The sequence below is a fragment of the Nocardioides ungokensis genome (assembly GCF_013466985.1).
GTDB classification, from domain to species: domain Bacteria; phylum Actinomycetota; class Actinomycetes; order Propionibacteriales; family Nocardioidaceae; genus Nocardioides; species Nocardioides ungokensis.
In genome coordinates this window covers 3,815,597-3,832,728 of sequence record NZ_CP059164.1, presented here as the reverse complement: position 1 = coordinate 3,832,728, position 17,132 = coordinate 3,815,597, and the positions used below count along the sequence as shown (strand labels likewise).

At 71.2% G+C, this 17,132-nt stretch carries 14 protein-coding genes and 3 pseudogenes; 12 read left to right on the top strand and 5 right to left on the bottom strand.

Annotated elements, in window-relative coordinates; translation table 11 throughout:
• The first annotated feature begins 132 nt into the window (after positions 1-132).
• Positions 133-1,818 (top strand): ABC-F family ATP-binding cassette domain-containing protein, encoded by a 1,686-nt coding sequence (locus tag H0S67_RS18900; RefSeq protein ID WP_180934291.1) that lies wholly within the window; start codon positions 133-135, stop codon positions 1,816-1,818.
• Positions 1,819-1,959: 141 nt separating this feature from the next.
• Here the strand turns inward: H0S67_RS18900 and H0S67_RS18895 are convergent, their stop codons facing one another.
• Both H0S67_RS18895 and H0S67_RS18890 read right to left on the bottom strand, forming a co-directional pair.
• Positions 1,960-3,219 carry a S1C family serine protease gene (locus H0S67_RS18895; RefSeq protein ID WP_180934290.1) on the bottom strand — a complete coding sequence of 420 codons (1,260 nt, stop codon included), beginning with the start codon at positions 3,217-3,219 and terminating at the stop codon, positions 1,960-1,962.
• 55 nt (positions 3,220-3,274) lie between these two features.
• A complete protein-coding gene (locus H0S67_RS18890; protein WP_180934289.1) occupies positions 3,275-3,805 on the bottom strand; it encodes a MarR family winged helix-turn-helix transcriptional regulator in 531 nt (176 codons plus the stop codon).
• A 60-nt stretch (positions 3,806-3,865) separates the two neighbouring features.
• Here H0S67_RS18890 and H0S67_RS18885 point away from each other — a divergent pair, with 60 nt between their 5' ends.
• The 5 genes and pseudogenes from H0S67_RS18885 to H0S67_RS18870 all read left to right on the top strand — a co-directional run bounded on the left by H0S67_RS18885 (position 3,866) and on the right by H0S67_RS18870 (position 8,165).
• Positions 3,866-5,572 carry an MFS transporter gene (locus H0S67_RS18885; protein WP_246354882.1) on the top strand — a complete coding sequence of 569 codons (1,707 nt, stop codon included), beginning with the start codon at positions 3,866-3,868 and terminating at the stop codon, positions 5,570-5,572.
• 29 nt (positions 5,573-5,601) lie between these two features.
• A complete protein-coding gene (locus H0S67_RS23875; protein WP_219635338.1) occupies positions 5,602-6,477 on the top strand; it encodes an AMP-binding protein in 876 nt (291 codons plus the stop codon).
• A 19-nt stretch (positions 6,478-6,496) separates the two neighbouring features.
• A pseudogene (locus tag H0S67_RS23870) lies at positions 6,497-6,712 on the top strand (AMP-binding enzyme); the annotation flags it as partial.
• A 26-nt stretch (positions 6,713-6,738) separates the two neighbouring features.
• Positions 6,739-7,530: a DUF2127 domain-containing protein gene (locus tag H0S67_RS18875; protein WP_219635336.1), complete on the top strand. Its 792-nt coding sequence runs from the start codon at positions 6,739-6,741 to the stop codon at positions 7,528-7,530.
• A gap of 86 nt (positions 7,531-7,616) precedes the next feature.
• Positions 7,617-8,165, top strand: coding sequence for a hypothetical protein (locus H0S67_RS18870; protein ID WP_180934288.1), 549 nt, complete (start codon positions 7,617-7,619; stop codon positions 8,163-8,165).
• 42 nt (positions 8,166-8,207) lie between these two features.
• Here the strand turns inward: H0S67_RS18870 and H0S67_RS18865 are convergent, their stop codons facing one another.
• Positions 8,208-8,837: an HAD family hydrolase gene (locus H0S67_RS18865; RefSeq protein ID WP_180934287.1), complete on the bottom strand. Its 630-nt coding sequence runs from the start codon at positions 8,835-8,837 to the stop codon at positions 8,208-8,210.
• 14 nt (positions 8,838-8,851) lie between these two features.
• Positions 8,852-10,140, bottom strand: a pseudogene (locus H0S67_RS18860) (citrate synthase).
• 248 nt (positions 10,141-10,388) lie between these two features.
• Here H0S67_RS18860 and rplM point away from each other — a divergent pair.
• The 4 genes and pseudogenes from rplM to H0S67_RS18840 all read left to right on the top strand — a co-directional run bounded on the left by rplM (position 10,389) and on the right by H0S67_RS18840 (position 13,794).
• Positions 10,389-10,832 (top strand): 50S ribosomal protein L13, encoded by a 444-nt coding sequence (rplM, locus tag H0S67_RS18855; protein WP_180934286.1) that lies wholly within the window; start codon positions 10,389-10,391, stop codon positions 10,830-10,832.
• Between the two features lie 29 nt (positions 10,833-10,861).
• A complete protein-coding gene (rpsI, locus tag H0S67_RS18850; RefSeq protein ID WP_180934285.1) occupies positions 10,862-11,371 on the top strand; it encodes a 30S ribosomal protein S9 in 510 nt (169 codons plus the stop codon).
• A 21-nt stretch (positions 11,372-11,392) separates the two neighbouring features.
• Positions 11,393-12,741, top strand: a pseudogene (gene glmM / locus H0S67_RS18845) (phosphoglucosamine mutase).
• A gap of 51 nt (positions 12,742-12,792) precedes the next feature.
• The gene (locus H0S67_RS18840; protein ID WP_180934284.1) at positions 12,793-13,794 is read left to right on the top strand and encodes a GNAT family N-acetyltransferase; all 1,002 of its coding nucleotides are present in this window, start codon (positions 12,793-12,795) and stop codon (positions 13,792-13,794) included.
• 7 nt (positions 13,795-13,801) lie between these two features.
• On the opposite strand, the gene coaA is transcribed toward H0S67_RS18840, so the two are convergent.
• A complete protein-coding gene (gene coaA / locus H0S67_RS18835; protein WP_180934283.1) occupies positions 13,802-14,788 on the bottom strand; it encodes a type I pantothenate kinase in 987 nt (328 codons plus the stop codon).
• Between the two features lie 99 nt (positions 14,789-14,887).
• Here coaA and glmS point away from each other — a divergent pair, with 99 nt between their 5' ends.
• Positions 14,888-16,729, top strand: a complete 1,842-nt coding sequence (gene glmS, locus H0S67_RS18830) for a glutamine--fructose-6-phosphate transaminase (isomerizing) (RefSeq protein WP_180934282.1) — start codon at positions 14,888-14,890, stop codon at positions 16,727-16,729.
• A gap of 4 nt (positions 16,730-16,733) precedes the next feature.
• On the top strand, positions 16,734-17,087 hold the full coding sequence (locus H0S67_RS18825; RefSeq protein ID WP_180934281.1) for a holo-ACP synthase: 354 nt from the start codon (positions 16,734-16,736) through the stop codon (positions 17,085-17,087).
• Positions 17,088-17,132: the final 45 nt, after the last annotated feature.

Genomic DNA, 17,132 nt, shown 5'->3' with positions numbered 1-17,132 from the left:
ACCCGCCACCTTGTGAGTTCCCTGTGTGCAGCCCTCGGGTTTCCGTATCGCTCCCGCAGGAGGCGTTGTCCGCGCCGGCGGCCCCACTAATCGGGATGCCCCGATCGCGGCGATGGCGGAGAATCGACCCTCGTGGGTCACGTGGATGTCGCCGGGGTGCGCTACGAGCTGCCGGACGGGCGGGTGCTGCTGGACGACGTGTCGTTCCGGGTCGGCGAGGGCGCCAAGGTGGCCCTCGTCGGCGCCAACGGCGCCGGCAAGACCACCCTGCTGAGGATCGTCACCGGTGACCTGGTCCCGCACGCCGGGGTGGTCACCCGCACGGGTGGGCTGGGCGTCATGAGGCAGATGGTCGGCGCCGGTCTCGGCGAGGCGCCCACGGTGGCCGACCTGCTGCTGTCGGTCTCACCACCGCGGATCCGGGCCGCGGCCGTCGAGGTGGACCGGTGCGAGCGCGCGCTGATGGATGCGGAGGACGAGAAGACCCAGATGGCCTACGCCACCGCACTCGCGGAGTACGCCGACGCCGGCGGCTACGACCTCGAGGTCACCTGGGACGTGTGCACCATGGCCGGCCTCGGCGTCTCCTACGACCGGGCCAAGTACCGGGAGCTGCGCACGCTGTCGGGCGGCGAGCAGAAGCGGCTGGTGCTGGAGTTCCTCCTGCGCGGGCCCGACGAGGTGCTGCTGCTCGACGAGCCCGACAACTTCCTCGACGTGCCCGGCAAGATCTGGCTCGAGCAGCGGATCCGGGAGTCCGACAAGACCATCCTCTACATCAGCCACGACCGTGAGCTGCTCGCCAACACGGCCACGCGGGTGGTGACCGTCGAGCTGGGCAGCGCCGGAAACCTGGTGTGGACGCACCCCGGTGGGTTCGCGTCGTACCACGAGGCGCGGCGGGACCGGTTCGCGCGCTTCGAGGAGCTGCGGCGGCGCTGGGACGAGGAGCACGCGAAGCTCAAGGCGCTGGTGCTCATGTACAAGCAGAAGGCGGCGTACAACGACGGGATGGCCAGCCGCTACCAGGCCGCGCAGACGCGGCTGCGGAAGTTCGAGGAGGCCGGGCCGCCGACCGAGCAGCCACGCGAGCAGCAGGTGACGATGCGGCTCAAGGGCGGCCGCACCGGCAAGCGCGCCGTCGTCTGCGAGCAGCTCGAGCTCACCGGACTGATGCAGCCCTTCGACCTCGAGGTCTGGTACGGCGAGCGGGTGGCCGTGCTCGGCTCCAACGGGTCCGGCAAGTCCCACTTCCTGCGGCTGCTGGCGGCCGGAGGCTCCGACCCGGACGTCGAGCACCAGCCGGTCGGCGAGGTCGCGGTGGCGCCGGTGGACCACACCGGCAAGGCGAAGCTGGGTGCCCGGGTGCGGCCGGGCTGGTTCGTCCAGACGCACGAGCACCCAGAGCTGATGGGGCGGACCCTGCTGGAGATCCTGCACCGCGGGGACCAGCATCGCGACGGGATGGGCCGCGAGCAGGCCAGCCGGGTGCTGGACCGCTACGAGCTCGCGCACGCCGCCGACCAGCGGTTCGAGTCGCTGTCCGGGGGCCAGCAGGCCCGCTTCCAGATCCTGCTGCTCGAGCTCTCCGGCGCCACCCTGCTCCTGCTCGACGAGCCCACCGACAACCTCGACGTGCAGTCGGCCGAGGCGCTCGAGGAGGGTCTGGAGGCCTTCGACGGCACCGTCCTGGCGGTGACCCACGACCGCTGGTTCGCCCGCGGCTTCGACCGGTTCCTCGTGTACGGCGCGGACGGCGGTGTCTACGAGGCTCCGGAGCCGGTGTGGGACGAGGGCAGGGTGCAGCGGGTCCGATGACCGCTGTGGTCATCGAGCCGGACGCGGGAGGGCGGGACCCCGACGACCGTCTGGGAGACGGACCATGTGGTCGCGGGGCCCCGCCGCTCTCGGGGGCATGACGCGCGGGATGCTCTCACCCATGTCCGCGCGTCGTGTGGCTCAGGAGTTCGACGAACCGGCGTCGGAGTCCAGGGTCAGCTGGACGGTCTTGGTGGCGCCGCCTCGCTGGTACGTCACGGTGACCTTGTCGCCGGGACGGTAGGAGCGGATCGTCGCGACCAGGGAGTCCGAGCTGGTGATCTGGTGGTCGTCGACCTTGGTGATCACGTCGCCGACCTGCAGACCGGCGCTGGCGGCCGTCGAGCCGCTGGTGACGTCGCGGATCTGGGCACCCTCGGCCAGCGAGGTGTTGTTGCCGGCCACGTCGGACACCGAGATCCCCAGACGGGCGTGGGTCGGCGTCTGGCCGTTGGCCATCTGGTCGACGATCGGCATGACCTCGTCGATCGGGATCGCGAAGCCGAGCCCGATCGATCCGCCCTGGTCGGTGCTGGAGGAGTTCGTGGTCTGGATCGAGGCGTCGATGCCGACGACGTGACCGTTCAGGTCCACGAGCGGCCCACCGCTGTTGCCGGGGTTGATCGCCGCGTCGGTCTGGATGGCGGGGTAGACCGTGCTGTTGCCCTGGGAGTCCGAGCCCACGTCGACGGGGCGGTTCAGGGCGCTCACGATGCCGCTGGTGACGGTCGACTCGAGCCCGAACGGCGAGCCGATCGCCACGACGCCCTGGCCGACCGCGAGGTCGGAGGACTTGCCGATCGTCGCCGGGGTCAGGCCGCTGACGTTCTCCGCCTGGATCACGGCGGTGTCGGTGAGCGGGTCGGTGCCGAGCACCTTGGCCTTGGCCGACGTGCCGTCGTTGAAGGAGACCGAGATGGAGCCCGAGCCGCCCGCGATCGCCACCACGTGGTTGTTGGTGAGGATCTGGCCGTCCGAGCTGAGGATGATGCCCGAGCCGGACCCTGCCTCCTGCGGACCTGCGACGTCGATCTTGACCACCGAGGGGAGGACCTCCTTGGCGACCTGCTGGACCGACCCGTTGGCCGCCGGCTGGCTGGGGGTGTCCACGACCTGCGAGGTGGTCCGGGCCGATGAGGCGGTGGCCGAGCCGGAGCCCGTCGTACCCCACTGGTCCCAGGCGGCCGCGCCGGCCACCCCCGCCGCCCCGCCCACGAGCAGGGAGGCCGTCACGACCGAGGCCGCGAAGGCCGACCGACCGCTGCGCCGCGTCGTCGTCGGCCCACCGGGCGGCGTCGGCGGAGGACCGCCCGCAGGGGGGGACATCGGGTACGGCGACGGGTACGGCGGGGGAGCGCTCGGCCTTTCGCCCGGAGGCGGGACGGAGGGGGTGTCGGTCATGCCTCCACTCTGGATTGCGTCCCTGTGACCATCCTGAGACGTGACTGGGGGTCGATCAAGAATTCGGCGGCGACTCCGCGGCCTCGGCCGCCAGGGTCAGCTTCTTGAGCAGCCGCGCCAGCGTGTCGCGCTCCTCCTGGGTCAGCTCGGTCACCACCTGCTCCTCGGACCGACCGCGCAGGTCCATGGCGCGGCGCCAGATGTCGGCGCCCGCCCGGGTGATCTCGATGTCCACCCGGCGCCGGTCGTCGGGCGAGGCGCGCCGCTGGATCCACCCGGCCTTCTCCAGCAGGTCGAGGCGCCCGGTCATCCCGGCGCCGCTGATCTCGAGGTCCTGGGCCAGCGCCGAGGGGCTCGCCTGGCCCGGGGTCTCGCGGATCATCAGGTGGTGCAGGGTCTTGTACTCGAACTCCTGGAGACCGACCTCGGCCAGCGCCTCCTTCGTGGTGCGCTGGAAATGCCGGACGAGGCGGTCGATCCGGGTGACGATGGCCTCCACCTGGTCGTCGAAGTGGACGTCGATCCAGTGGTCCCGCCAGCGAGCGACGTGGCGGTCCGTCCAGTCGTCCTCGTGCTCCGTCGTCATGACTCGAGTCTAGCGATTAGTTCGTTGACGAATAATTCGCTGGCGAACTATATTTCCGGCGTGACCGATGTGCTCGCCCCCGACACGCCCCGATCGCGTGGACCCCTGCGCTCGCGCAACTTCCGCCTGCTGGTGACCGGCACCACGACCAGCTCGCTCGGCAACGCGATCACCCCGGTGGCGCTCGCGTTCGCCGTGCTCGACCTCGGCGGGTCCGCCGGCCAGCTCGGACTCGTCGTGGCCGCCTTCGCCCTCGCCGAGGTCGTCACCGTCCTCTTCGGTGGCGTCCTCGGCGACCGGTTGCCCCGGCAGCTGATGATGGAGGGCTCGGCGGCGGCCAGCGCCGTCACCCAGGCGTTGATGGCGACGCTCCTCGTCGGCGGGTGGGCGACCATCCCGCTGCTGGGCGTGATCGGAGCGGTCAACGGGTGCCTGTCCGCCCTGAGCGGCCCGTCGTCGCAGGCCATGACGAGGCTGACCGTGCCGCCGGCCGACCTCGGCACAGCTGTCGCGCTCCGCCGCCTGATGCAGACCAGCGCGTCGGTCGTCGGGTTCTCCGCCGGCGGCTTCCTGGTGGCGGCCGTCGGGCCGGGGTGGGCGATCGCGGTCGACGCCACGACGTACTCGCTGGCGGCGCTCTGCTACGCGCTGCTCCGCGTGCCGCACACCCGCCCGGAGACCCAGGGGGCGTCGCTGCTCGCCGACCTCGGCGACGGGCTCCGCGAGGTCCTGCGGCACGCCTGGCTGTGGATCCTCATCGGGCAGGCCCTGCTTTACCACCTTTTCTACGGAGGCGTGCAGGGCGTCCTCGGCCCGATCGTGGTCGGCGACGGGATCGGTCGCTCCGCCTGGGGGCTGGCCCTCGGCATGCTCATGGCGGGATTCGTCGTCGGCGGCCTGGTCTGCCTGCGCTGGCGGCCGACGCACGGGCTGTTCGTCGGTACGGCGCTGCTGTCCCTCACGGCGGCCTTCCCGCTGGCGATGGCGCTCTCCGACCAGCTGTGGCCGGTGCTGCTGGGGCGTTCCTGCACGGCTTCGGCCTCGAGGTCTTCAGCGTCAACTGGGACCTCTCCATCCAGCAGAACGTCCCGGAGGACCGGCTCGCGCGGGTCTACTCGTTCGACAATCGTGGGCTCCTTCGTGGCCCGCCCGCTGGGCCTGGCGCTGACCGCGCCGGTCGCCGAGGCGGTGGGGTTCCAGCGGTGGCTGGTTGTCGTGGGCGTGATCATGGGCGGCTCGCCCTCCTGGCCCTGCTCGTGCCCGACGTGCGCCGCTTGCGCCGCACCGGCTGACGGACGTCGTTGTGGCCGGTCGTGGCGTAGGTCACAATCGGGCCTCATGGACGCCCCCACGCCCCGCTTCGTCGACGACCGCCTGGCCCACTGGGCCGCCGAGACCCCGGATGCCGAGGCGATGACGTACGGCCGGCGCACCTGGAGCTGGGCGGAGTGGGACGACCGCGTACGCCGCGCCGCCGGCGGGCTGCACGCGCTGGGGGTCGGGCGCGGCGACGTGTGGCCTTCCTGGACAAGAACCATCCGCCTGCGTCGAGATCAGCCTGGCCGCCGGGTCCCTCGGCGCCGCCAACGCGATCATCAACTGGCGGCTCGCCGGCGAGGAGGTCGACTACGCGGTCAACGACAGCGGCGCCAAGGTCCTGGTCGTCGGCACCGAGCTGGTGCCGCTGCTGGAGAAGATCCGCGACCGGCTGCCCGCCGTGGAGAAGGTCATCGAGGTGACCCGGACGGCGCCGAGGGCGACGAGTAACGAAGGCTGGCTGGCGGCGTCCCACGCCGATGTCACGTCCCGCCGACGTCAACCCGGACGACACCTGCCTGGTGATGTACTCCTCCGGCACCACCGGCCACCCCAAGGGGGTGATGCTCACCCACACCAACATGGTCGAGCACACCGTGAACGCCCACGACGGCTGGGAGTTCGAGCCCGGCGACAAGAGCATGGTGGCGATGCCGCTCTTCCACGTCGGCGGATCGTCGTACGTCCTGTTCGGGATCCACGACGGCATCCCCAGCATCATGACCCGCGAGCCGGACGGCGCGTCGCTCGCCGGCGCCATCCTCGGCGGCGCCAACCGGACCTTCCTGGTGCCGGCGGTGCTGGCCCAGGTGCTCCAGGCCGGGCCCGATGCGGTCAAGCTGTTCGGGGCGCTGAAGACCTACACCTACGGCGCGTCCCCGATGCCGCTGCCGCTGCTGCGCGCGGCGATGGAGGCCTGGCCCGACACCGACTTCATCCAGGTCTACGGCCTGACGGAGGTGGCCGGCGTCGCCACCCACCTGCTGCCCGAGGCACACCGCGACGCCGAGCACCCCGAGCGGCTCGTGTCCGCGGGGCTGCCGCTCCCGGGCATGGAGCTGCGGATCGTCGACCCGGCCACGCTCGAGGACCTGCCGGCGGGGGAGCACGGCGAGATCTGGCTGCGCACGAAGCAGCTGATGAAGGGCTTCCTGGGCAAGCCCGAGGAGACCGCCAAGGTCGTCACCGCGGACGGCTGGTTCCGCACCGGCGACATGGGCAAGGTCGACGCCGAGGGCTACCTCTTCGTCGAGGACCGGCTCAAGGACATGATCATCAGCGGCGGCGAGAACATCTACTCGCCCGAGATCGAGCGGGTCCTGGCCGAGCACCCGCGGTCATGGAGGTCGCGGTGATCGGCGTGCCGACGACCGCTGGGGCGAGGTGGTCAAGGCGGTGGTGTCGCTCAAGCCCGGCGCCTCCGCCACCGAGGACGAGCTGATCGCCTACTGCCGCGAGCACCTCGCGCACTTCAAGTGCCCGCGGTCGGTCGACGTCGTCGAGGCGCTCCCGCGCAACCCCACCGGCAAGATCCTCAAGCGCGAGCTGCGGGCGCCGTACTGGCAGGGGCACGACCGCACCATCGTGTGACCGATGACACGCCCTAGGGTTGCGCCGTGAACCTGCGACCGCTGCGGCACTTCGACTGGAGCCTCCGCTCGTGCGGGGTGCGCGGACACGTCACCTACCGGCCCGACGAGGAGGAGCTGGCCGAGCGGCTGCGCGCCGAGACCGCGGTGGGGGAAGCCTGGCGGTGCCTGCGCTGCGAGGACTTCGTGCCGGGGCCTCCGCACGGTGCCGGACCGGCCGACGACGCGCCGCTGGTGCTGCGCGGCAAGGCGCTGCGCGACGCGCTGATCCTGCGCCTGCTGGCGGTCGAGCGGCTGGTGCGCGGGCTGCTGCTGGTCGCCCTCGCCTACGGCGTCTACAAGTTCGAGGGTGCCCGGGGCTCGCTGGAGCAGGTGTTCCGCGACTACCTGCCGCTGCTGCGTCCGGTCGCCGACCGGCTGGGCGTCCACCTCGAGGACACCGGCCCGGTCAAGCTGTTCGAGTCGGCCCTGCGGGCGCGGCACTCCACCTTGCGGGAGGTCGCGATCGCGGTCCTCGCGTACGGCGTGCTCCAGCTGCTCGAGGCCACCGGCCTGTGGCTGATGAAGCGGTGGGGCGAGTACGTCGCCATGGTCGGCACCTCGATCTTCATCCCGCTGGAGGTCTACGAGCTGCTGCACACGGTCACCCCGTTCAAGGTCGCCGCCCTCGCGCTCAACCTCTTCGCCGTGCTCTACCTGCTGTGGACCAAGCGCCTCTTCGGCTTCCGCGGGGGCAAGGCCGCCTTCGAGGCGGAGCGGCACGGGGCGTCACTCCTCGAGGTCGAGCGGGCGTCCGTCGACGCGCCGCGGGTGCGCTGACCGGGTCCTCCTCAGTGGCCGACCGGCCCGGTTCCCGGGACTCGCGACCCTGAACCCACCACGCCCTCCCTACCTACCCTGACTCCATGGACAGCGTCCCCGGGCTCCTCCGCGCCGCGACCGTGACGGCCGGCGCCGCATGTGTCCTCGCCACCCTTTCCGGCCCCGCGCAGGCCGAGACCCGCAGGTTCCACGACCCCAACGAGTCAGGCACCATCAACGACACCCAGGGCATCACGGTCCGACTCACCAAGGGTCCTCACGGCCCCGGTGGCCGCGCGGTTGTGAAGGTGCGGGCCGGCAACGTCCTTCTCACCGACTACTTCGACCTGTGGATCGACGTCCCGGGAGCGACGAAGAACTTCCACGCGAGGATCCGTCCCCAGACCGAGTACGGCCCCGTTCGCAAGGTCACCGGCTTCGAGCGCACCGGTCCCGCCGCGTGTCGCCGGTGGGAGGCCCGCGCCGTCTCCAGCAGGCACACGGTGGTCCTGTTCTCGATACCGCGCCGCTGCCTGGGTGACCCCGGGAAGGCACGCGTCGCGACCCGCTCCACCTACGTGTACAACCAGGGCAGGGAACGCGACTGGGTCCCGGCTGCCCGCACCTTCACCCCGTGGGTGCGGGCCACCTGACCGCACCCGCTCAGGGACGGGCGCCGAGGAGCGCCGGCCCGTTCAGCCCACCGGCAGCCCGCGGGCGCGCAGGGCCTCGCGCAGGCCGGCGGCGTCGGTGAAGAGCAGCGCATCCATGCCGGCCGCCGCGGCCGCGGCGACGTTGTCGGCGCGGTCGTCGACGAAGACCAGCCGGTCCAGCGGCAGGCCGGTGCGCTCCCGGACGATCTCGAAGATCCGCGGGTCCGGCTTGGCCACCCCCTCGGTGCCCGACACGATCACGTCCTCGAGCAGCTCGAGGAAGGGGTAGGCCGCACGACCGTGCGGGAAGAGCTCGTGGGACCAGTTCGTCAGGCCCCACAGGGGCACCCCCGCCGCGTGCAGCCTCCGGACGATGTCCACCGACCCCGGCACCTCGCCGACCAGGGAGGCCGGGAAGTGGGTCCGGTAGGCGCGGGCGTGCTCGAGCCAGTGCGGGTGGCTTCGGGCCACCGCGGCCTCGGCGGCGTCCCAGTCCTGGCCAGAGTCGGGCCCGTGGTTGTACGCCATGAAGTCGAAGTCGTCGGCCTCGAGGAACCGGCGCGCCTCGTCGCCGCCGACCCCGGCCGCGATCGCGGCGTACGGCTGCCAGTCGATCAGGACGTTGCCCAGGTCGAAGACGACCCCGGACGGTACGCCGTCCGGGGTCGTCATCGAGCGGTCCGAGGTCAGGCCCAACGCTCCGACGCGGGCACGAAGTCCAGCGTGCGGTCGCCGGTGTAGATCTGCTTGGGGCGCGCGATCTTCTGCTCCTTGTCCTGCACCAGCTCGAGCCACTGGGCCAGCCAGCCGGGCGTGCGCCCGATGGCGAACAGGACGGTGAACATCTCCGGCGGGAACTGGAAGGCCTCGTAGATCAGGCCGGAGTAGAAGTCGACGTTGGGGTAGAGCTTGCGGGAGACGAAGTACTCGTCCTCCAGCGCGATCTTCTCCAGCTCCTGGGCGATCTCGAGCAGCGGGTTGACCCCGGTGACCTCGAAGACGTCGTCGCAGGCCTTCTTGATGATCTTCGCGCGCGGGTCGTAGTTCTTGTAGACCCGGTGGCCGAACCCCATGAGCTTCTCGTTGCCGTTCTTCACGCCCTCGATGAAGGACGGGATGTTCTCCTTCGAGCCGATCCGGCGCAGCATCCGCAGCACCGCCTCGTTGGCCCCGCCGTGCAGCGGGCCGTAGAGCGCGGCGACGCCGGCGGCCACCGCGGAGTACGGGTCGACCTGCGAGGAGCCCACGGAGCGGACCGCGTTGGTCGAGCAGTTCTGCTCGTGGTCGGCGTGCAGGATGAACAGCACGTCGAGGGCCTTGACCAGGCGCTCGTCGGCCTCGAACTTGCGCTCGCTCATCTTGAACAGCATGGAGAGGAAGTTCGCGGTGTAGCCGAGCTCGTTGTCGGGGTAGACGAACGGCTTGCCCTGCGCGTGGCGGAACGACCAGGCGCCCAGGGTCGGCATCTTCGCGATCATCCGCACGATCTGCATGTGCCGGTTGTCGGCGTCGGAGATGTTGCGGGCGTCGGGGTAGAACGTCGAGAGCGCGCCGACGGAGGCCATCAGCATGCCCATGGGGTGGGCGTCGTAGCGGAAGCCCTCCATGAAGCTCTTGACGTTCTCGTGGACGAACTGTGGTAGGTGATCTCGTGCACCCAGGACTCGTACTCAGCCTTGGTGGGCAGCGAGCCGTGGATCAGGAGGTAGGCGACCTCGAGGAAGTTGGACTTCTCCGCGAGCTGCTCGATCGGGTAGCCGCGGTACTCGAGGATCCCCTTCTCGCCGTCGATGTAGGTGACGGAGCTGCGGCACGAGGCGGTGTTGACGAAGCCCGGGTCGTAGACGGCGAGGCCAGGCTGCTCGTCTCCGGCCTTGATCTTCCCGATGTCGGCAGCCTTGATGGTGCCGTCGAGGATCGGGACGTCGTACTCCTGTCCGGTGCGGTTGTCACGGACGGTGAGAGAATCAGTCACCGGGCCAACTTAGTCCGCGCCGACGGCGGGTGCGAATTCGGGGGCTTGTTGTTTTGACCTGGTCGGACGCCTGCGCCTACTCTTGACGGTCGCGACTCCTGCCGCTTCCCGACCAACCGCTGTGCGGTCGAGGGGGCAGTCCCGGAAGCCTGCAAGGCAAGCCGGGCCGTGTTCGTCAGAAGCCGCTGCACCACCACCCGACCGGACAGATCCGGACGGGTCCTACGAACGAGGAAAGTAGATCAGCCGTGCGTACGTACAGCCCCAAGCCCGCTGACATCCAGCGTGAGTGGCTCGTCATCGACGCCGAGGACGTGGTCCTCGGCCGCCTCGCCGTGGCGACCGCCAACCTGCTGCGTGGCAAGCACAAGCCGACCTTCGCCCCCCACATGGACATGGGCGACTTCGTCATCATCGTGAACGCCGAGAAGGTCGCCCTCTCCGGCTCGAAGAAGACGACCAAGCTCGCCTACCGCCACTCCGGTTACCCGGGCGGCCTCTCGGCCACCCCGATCGGTGAGGTCCTCGAGAAGGACGCCCGCAAGGCCATCGAGAAGGCCGTCTGGGGCATGCTCCCCAAGAACCGTCTCGGCCGGCAGATCCTGAAGAAGCTCAAGGTCTACTCGGGCCCGAACCACCCGCACCAGGCCCAGCAGGCCACGCCCTTCGAGATCGTCCAGGTCTCCCAGTAATCCGTCTGAAAGACTGAGTGAGGAATACCGTGGCTGAGACCACCGAGAACACCACCGAGGTCGAGGAGACCTTCGAGACCAACGAGCAGGGCGTTGCCTACAGCTCGGAGAGCGCCCCGTCCGCCGACGCCCCGCAGCGTCCCGCGACGATCGCTCCCGCGAACGCCACCGGTCGCCGCAAGGAGGCTGTCGCCCGCGTCCGCCTGGTGCCCGGCACCGGCGTCTGGACCGTCAACGGCCGCACGCTGGACTCGTACTTCCCGAACAAGCTGCACCAGCAGGTCGTCAACGAGCCCTTCGCCGAGCTTCAGCTCGAGGGCCGCTTCGACGTCATCGCCCGCATCCACGGCGGCGGCATCACCGGCCAGGCCGGCGCGCTGCGCCTCGGCGTGGCCCGTGCGCTGAACGCCATCGACGTCGAGGCCAACCGTCCCTCGCTCAAGAAGGCCGGGCTGCTCACGCGTGACGCCCGCGTCATCGAGCGCAAGAAGGCCGGTCTGAAGAAGGCCCGCAAGGCGCCGCAGTTCAGCAAGCGCTGACGCACTTGTAGTTTGGGCGCCATGACGCCCAGACTTTTCGGCACGGACGGGGTCCGGGGCCTGGCCAACGGTCATCTGACCGCTGAGCTGGCCCTGGACCTTTCCGTTGCTGCCGCCCGTGTCCTGGCCGACCGGGGCGAGTTCGAGGGCCACCGCCCGCTCGCCGTCGTCGGCCGGGACACGCGCATCTCCGGACAGTTCCTCGAGTCCGCCGTGGTCGCCGGCCTCGCCTCGGCGGGGGTCGACGTCCTGCTGCTGGGCGTGCTGCCCACCCCGGGCGTCGCCTACCTCACCGGGTCGCTCGGCGCCGACCTCGGCGTGATGCTCTCCGCCTCCCACAACGCGATGCCCGACAACGGGATCAAGTTCCTCGCGCGCGGCGGCCTCAAGCTCGACGACGCGATCGAGGCCGAGATCGAGCGCCACCTGCACGAGGAGTGGGACCGGCCCACCGGCGGTGCGGTCGGTCGCGTGAGCAGCCACCCGACCGCGGTGGAGGAGTACGCCGCGCACCTCGACAGCACGCTGCGCAAGCCGCTGACGGGGCTGACCGTGGTGCTCGACTGCGCCGAGGGGGCGGCGTACGACGCCGGCCCGCGCGCGCTGCGCCAGGCCGGTGCGACCGTGATCCCGATCCACGCCCAGCCCGACGGGCTCAACATCAATGACGGGTGCGGCTCGACGCACCTCGAGCCGCTGCGCAAGGCGGTCCTCGAGCAGGGCGCCGACGCCGGCTTCGCGCTCGACGGCGACGCCGACCGCTGCCTGGCCGTCGACCACGACGGCGAGGTCGTCGACGGCGATCAGATCCTGGCGATCCTCGCCCTCGCCCTCGCCGAGACCGGCCAGCTGGCCAAGGACACCGTCGTCGCCACGGTGATGAGCAACCTGGGCTTCGTGCACGCCATGAAGGCGCCGGCCTCGGCGTGCGCCAGACGAAGGTCGGGGACCGTTACGTCCTCGAGGCGATGAAGGTCTCCGGCTACTCCCTCGGCGGCGAGCAGTCGGGTCACGTGATCATGAGCGAGTACGCCACGACCGGTGACGGCATCCTCACCGCCCTGCACGTGCTGGAGCGGATGGCCGTGACGGGTCGGAGCCTGCAGGAGCTGGCCGGCGTCGTCTCCCGCTTGCCGCAGGTGCTCCTGAACGTGCCGAACGTGGACAAGGCGCGGGCCGACGAAGACGCCGTCCTGGCCGCCGCGGTGGCCGAGGAGGAGGCGATCCTCGGTGACACCGGCCGGGTGCTGCTCCGCCCCTCGGGCACCGAGCCGCTGGTGCGCGTGATGGTCGAGGCCGGCACCTACGACGAGGCCCACGCGGTCGCCGGCCGGCTCGCGGAGGTCGTGCGCGCCCAGCTGTCCCTCTGACCGCGTAATCCCGTCGACCGTCGCTCCCGCGCCGGTCTAGGGTCGGGGGTCGTGCCCACACTGGAGATCCAGCACGTAGACCCCACCGACGAGCGGGCGTTGCGCGCCTGGTGGGAGGTCGGACGCGCCGCGGCGGCGGAGCGTCCGGTCGACGCCGTGGACTCCTGGGAGGCGGTCCGCGTCGGGTACGTCGCCCCCCGGACAGACGGGCGCAGCGTCCTGGTGGCGGCGGTGGAGGACGGCGTCGCGGTCGGCGCGGGACGGGTCTTCCTCCTCCGCGGCGAGAACGCCCACCTCGGTGTCGTCGTGGTCGACGTGGTCCCGGAGCGCCGCCGCCAGGGCGTCGGCACCGCCGTGCTCGCCGAGCTCGAGCGGGTGGCCCGCGAGGCCGGCCGGACCACCCTGGTCGGGACCGCGGCGACCCCGGTGGACGCCGACGGCCCGGGTCCGGCGTTCGCCGCGGCCCTCGGCTACGCGGTCGCGTCCGAGGAGGAGACCAAGGTCGTCGACCTCGTCACGGCGCCGGCCGGGTGGGGCGGGCTCGACGCCGAGGTGACGGCCGCGCTGGACGGCTACCGCGTGGAGGTCGTCGACGGGCGGACCCCCGAGGAGCACCTGGACGACGTCTGTGCGGTGTTGTCGGCCTTCCTCGGCGAGACCCCTGAGAACGACCTGGACCTGAACCTCGAGCACTGGACGCCCGCCCGGATCCGCGAGCACGAGGACCGGATGGAGGCGATGGGCCGCGCCGAGGTGGTCGCGCTGGCCGTCGCTCCCGACGGCCGGGTAGGCGGCTACTCCGACCTGGCGATCCAGCGGGTCGACCCGCGGCACGCGTCGGTGGGCATCACCCTGGTGCTCCCCGCGCACCGCGGCCATCGGCTCGGCCTCGCCATGAAGCTGGCCACACACCGGCGCCTCCTCGAGCTCTTCCCGGGGTGCGCCTACGTCGAGACCACCAACGCCGGCGACAACGCTGCGATGAACGCCGTCAACGAGCAGCTGGGCTACCGGGTCGTCGAGCGCGCGCTGGACGTCCAGAAGCGGCTGTGACCCGGCCCTAGAGCTTGCGCACCCGCACGTAGCGCACGGAGTGGTCGCGGTCCTTGCGCAGCACCAGGGTGGCTCGGGAGCGGGTGGGCAGGATGTTCTGGCTCAGGTTGGGGCCGTTGATGCTGTCCCAGATCCGCTCCGCCTCGGCGACCGCCTCGTCCTCGGTCAGGGCGGCGTACTTGGCGAAGTAGGACCCGGGGTCGCGGAAGGCCGTCTCACGCAGGCGCAGGAACCGCTCGACGTACCAGTTGCGGATGTGGCCGGTGCCGGCGTCGACGTACACGCTGAAGTCGAAGAAGTCGCTCAGCGTCAGGCCCGTGCGGCCGTCCTCGCGCACGCGGGCCGGCTGGAGGACGTTGAGGCCCTCGATGATCACGATGTCGGGCCGGCTGATGACGACCTTCTCGTCGGGCACCACGTCGTAGACGAGGTGGGAGTAGGTCGGGGCCTCGACCTCGTCCTTGCCGGACTTGATGTCGACGACGAAGCGGAGCAGCGCGCGGCGGTCGTAGGACTCCGGGAAGCCCTTGCGCTGCAGGATCCCGCGACGCTCGAGCTCGGCGTTGGGGTAGAGGAAGCCGTCGGTGGTCACCAGCGCGACGTTGGGGTGCTCGGGCCAGTGCGCCAGCATCTGCTGGAGGACGCGGGCGGTCGTCGACTTCCCGACCGCGACCGAGCCGGCCAGGCCGATCACGAACGGGGTGCGCGGGGGGACGCGGCGGTGCAGGAAGTCCTCCTGCTGCCGGTGCAGCCGGCCCGCGGACTCGACGTACAGGCTGAGCAGGCGGGAGAGCGGCAGGTAGACCTCCTCGACCTCCTCGAGGTCGAGCGAGTCGCCCAGGCCCCGCAGCCGCCGGATCTCCTCCGGGGTCAGCGGGCTCTCGGTCTCCTGCGCGAGGGCGGCCCAGGCGGAACGGTCCAGCTCGATGTACGGCGAGGACTCGCGGCCGGCGTCCTCGGGACCACCGTTGTGGGCCCCGCCGTTGGCAGACATGCGGGCGATTGTTGCAGGAGCGCCGGGACGCCCCGACCCCCTGTGCCTCCCCGGACCGCCGGCCCGGTCCGGTCCGCCGCCTCTCGTAGAGTGACGCCCATGTGCGGAATCGTGGGCTACGTCGGTGAGAAGCAGGCGCAGGCAGTCGTCATCGAGGGCCTCCGACGGCTGGAGTACCGCGGCTACGACTCCGCCGGGATCGCCCTCGTCGACGGGGGTGCCGTCGCCTGGCAGAAGCGCGCCGGCAAGCTGGCGAACCTCGAGAAGGCCATCGTCGACGAGCCGCTGGCCCTGTCCACCACCGGCATCGGGCACACCCGCTGGGCCACCCACGGCGCTCCGAACGACGCCAACGCCCACCCGCACCTGGGTCGCGGCGGCCGGCTGGCCCTGGTCCACAACGGCATCATCGAGAACTTCGTCGAGCTGCGCACCGGGCTCGAGAACGCCGGGCACGAGCTCGCCTCCGAGACCGACACCGAGGTCGCCGCGCACCTGCTGGAGCTCGAGCTGGACGCCGGGGCCGACCTGACTACGGCGATGCAGCGTGTCTGCTGCCGGCTGGAGGGCGCGTTCACCCTGGTGGCCATCGACGCCACGGACCCTTCGCGCGTGGTGGCGGCTCGGCGCAACTCGCCCCTGGTCGTGGGGCTGGGGGAGGGGGAGAACTTCCTCGGCTCCGACGTGGCCGCCTTCATCGAGCACACCCGCGAGGCGTTGGAGCTCGGGCAGGACCAGGTCGTGACGATCACCCGCGAGGGCGTGTCGGTGACCGGTTTTGATGGCAGCCCGTCGGAGGGGCGTCGCTACCACGTCGACTGGGACCTCTCGGCCGCCGAGAAGGACGGCCACGACTGGTTCATGCGCAAGGAGATCTACGAGCAGCCGCGCGCCGTGGCCGATTCGCTGCTGGGACGGCGTACGCCGTCGGGGGCGCTGCAGCTCGACGAGATGCGGCTCTCGGACGAGGAGCTGCGCGACATCGACAAGATCATCATCATCGCCTGCGGCACCTCCTTCTACGCGGGCATGGTCGCGAAGTACGCCATCGAGCACTGGACCCGGATCCCGGTCGAGGTGGAGCTGGCCTCGGAGTTCCGCTACCGCGACCCGATCCTGAACGCCTCGACGCTGGTCGTGGCGATCAGCCAGTCCGGCGAGACCGCCGACACGCTGCAGGCGATCCGGCACGCCCGGCTGCAGCGCTCGCGGGTGCTCGCGATCTGCAACACCAACGGCTCGACCATCCCGCGCGAGTCCGACGCGGTGATCTACACCCACGCGGGTCCCGAGATCGGGGTCGCCTCGACCAAGGGGTTCCTCACCCAACTGGTCGCCTGCTACCTGCTCGCGCTCTACCTCGCGCAGGTCAAGGGCACCCGCTTCGGCGACGAGATCACCGAGGTCATGGACCAGCTCGACTCCATGCCCGCCCACATCCAGACGGTGCTCGACGACGAGGCGGTCTACGCGCTCGCCCGCGAGCACGTGGGGACCCGGTCGGTGCTCTTCCTGGGCCGCCACGCCGGCTACCCGGTCGCCCTCGAGGGCGCGCTGAAGCTGAAGGAGCTGGCCTACCTGCACGCCGAGGGCTTCGCCGCCGGTGAGCTCAAGCACGGCCCCATCGCGCTGGTCGAGGACCGGCTGCCGGTGCTCTGCGTCGTACCCCCCCAGGGGCGCGACCAGCTCCGCGACAAGATGCTCAGCGGCATCCAGGAGGTCCGGGCCCGCGGTGCCCGCACGATCTGCCTGGTCGAGGAGGGTGACGAGTCGATCGAGCCGTACGCCGACGTGCTCGTGCGGCTGCCCAAGGTGCCCGTGCTGCTCCAGCCGCTGGTGGCCGTGGTGCCGCTGCAGCTGTTCGCCTGCGAGCTGGCGACCGCGCTGGGCCACGACGTGGACCAGCCCCGCAACCTCGCCAAGTCCGTCACGGTCGAGTAGCACCGTGGCCGTCATCGGGGTGGGCATCGACGTGTGCGACATCGCGCGCTTCGAGGAGTCGCTGGCGCGCACGCCAAGCCTGGTGCAGCGGCTCTTCACCCCGCACGAGGCCGCTCGACCGCCGGCGTCACTGGCGGCCCGCTTCGCCGCCAAGGAGGCGCTGGCCAAGGCGCTCGGCGCCCCCGTCGGGATGGCCTGGCACGACGCCGAGGTGGTCTCGGAGGAGTCCGGCCGGCCCCGCTTCGACATCCGCGGCACCGTCCGAGCCCGTGCCGACGAGCTCGGTGTGGCCTCCGTGCACCTCTCCCTCTCGCACGACGCCGGCATCGCCTCGGCGATGGTGGTCCTCGAGTCCTGAGCCCTTCCGGTGGGTCGTGTGGCTCAGGGTGCGCCAGGGCGCACG

What these genes read in the sequence shown, in the direction of transcription:
- H0S67_RS18870 (WP_180934288.1), top strand. Translation starts at nt 7,617, where the DNA reads ATGGACAGCGTCCCCGGGCTCCTCCGCGCCGCGACCGTGACGGCCGGC.
- coaA (WP_180934283.1), bottom strand. Translation starts at nt 14,788, where the DNA reads ATGTCTGCCAACGGCGGGGCCCACAACGGTGGTCCCGAGGACGCCGGC.
- glmS (WP_180934282.1), top strand. Translation starts at nt 14,888, where the DNA reads ATGTGCGGAATCGTGGGCTACGTCGGTGAGAAGCAGGCGCAGGCAGTC.
- H0S67_RS23875 (WP_219635338.1), top strand. Translation starts at nt 5,602, where the DNA reads ATGTCACGTCCCGCCGACGTCAACCCGGACGACACCTGCCTGGTGATG.
- H0S67_RS18865 (WP_180934287.1), bottom strand. Translation starts at nt 8,837, where the DNA reads ATGACGACCCCGGACGGCGTACCGTCCGGGGTCGTCTTCGACCTGGGC.
- H0S67_RS18895 (WP_180934290.1), bottom strand. Translation starts at nt 3,219, where the DNA reads ATGACCGACACCCCCTCCGTCCCGCCTCCGGGCGAAAGGCCGAGCGCT.
- H0S67_RS18890 (WP_180934289.1), bottom strand. Translation starts at nt 3,805, where the DNA reads ATGACGACGGAGCACGAGGACGACTGGACGGACCGCCACGTCGCTCGC.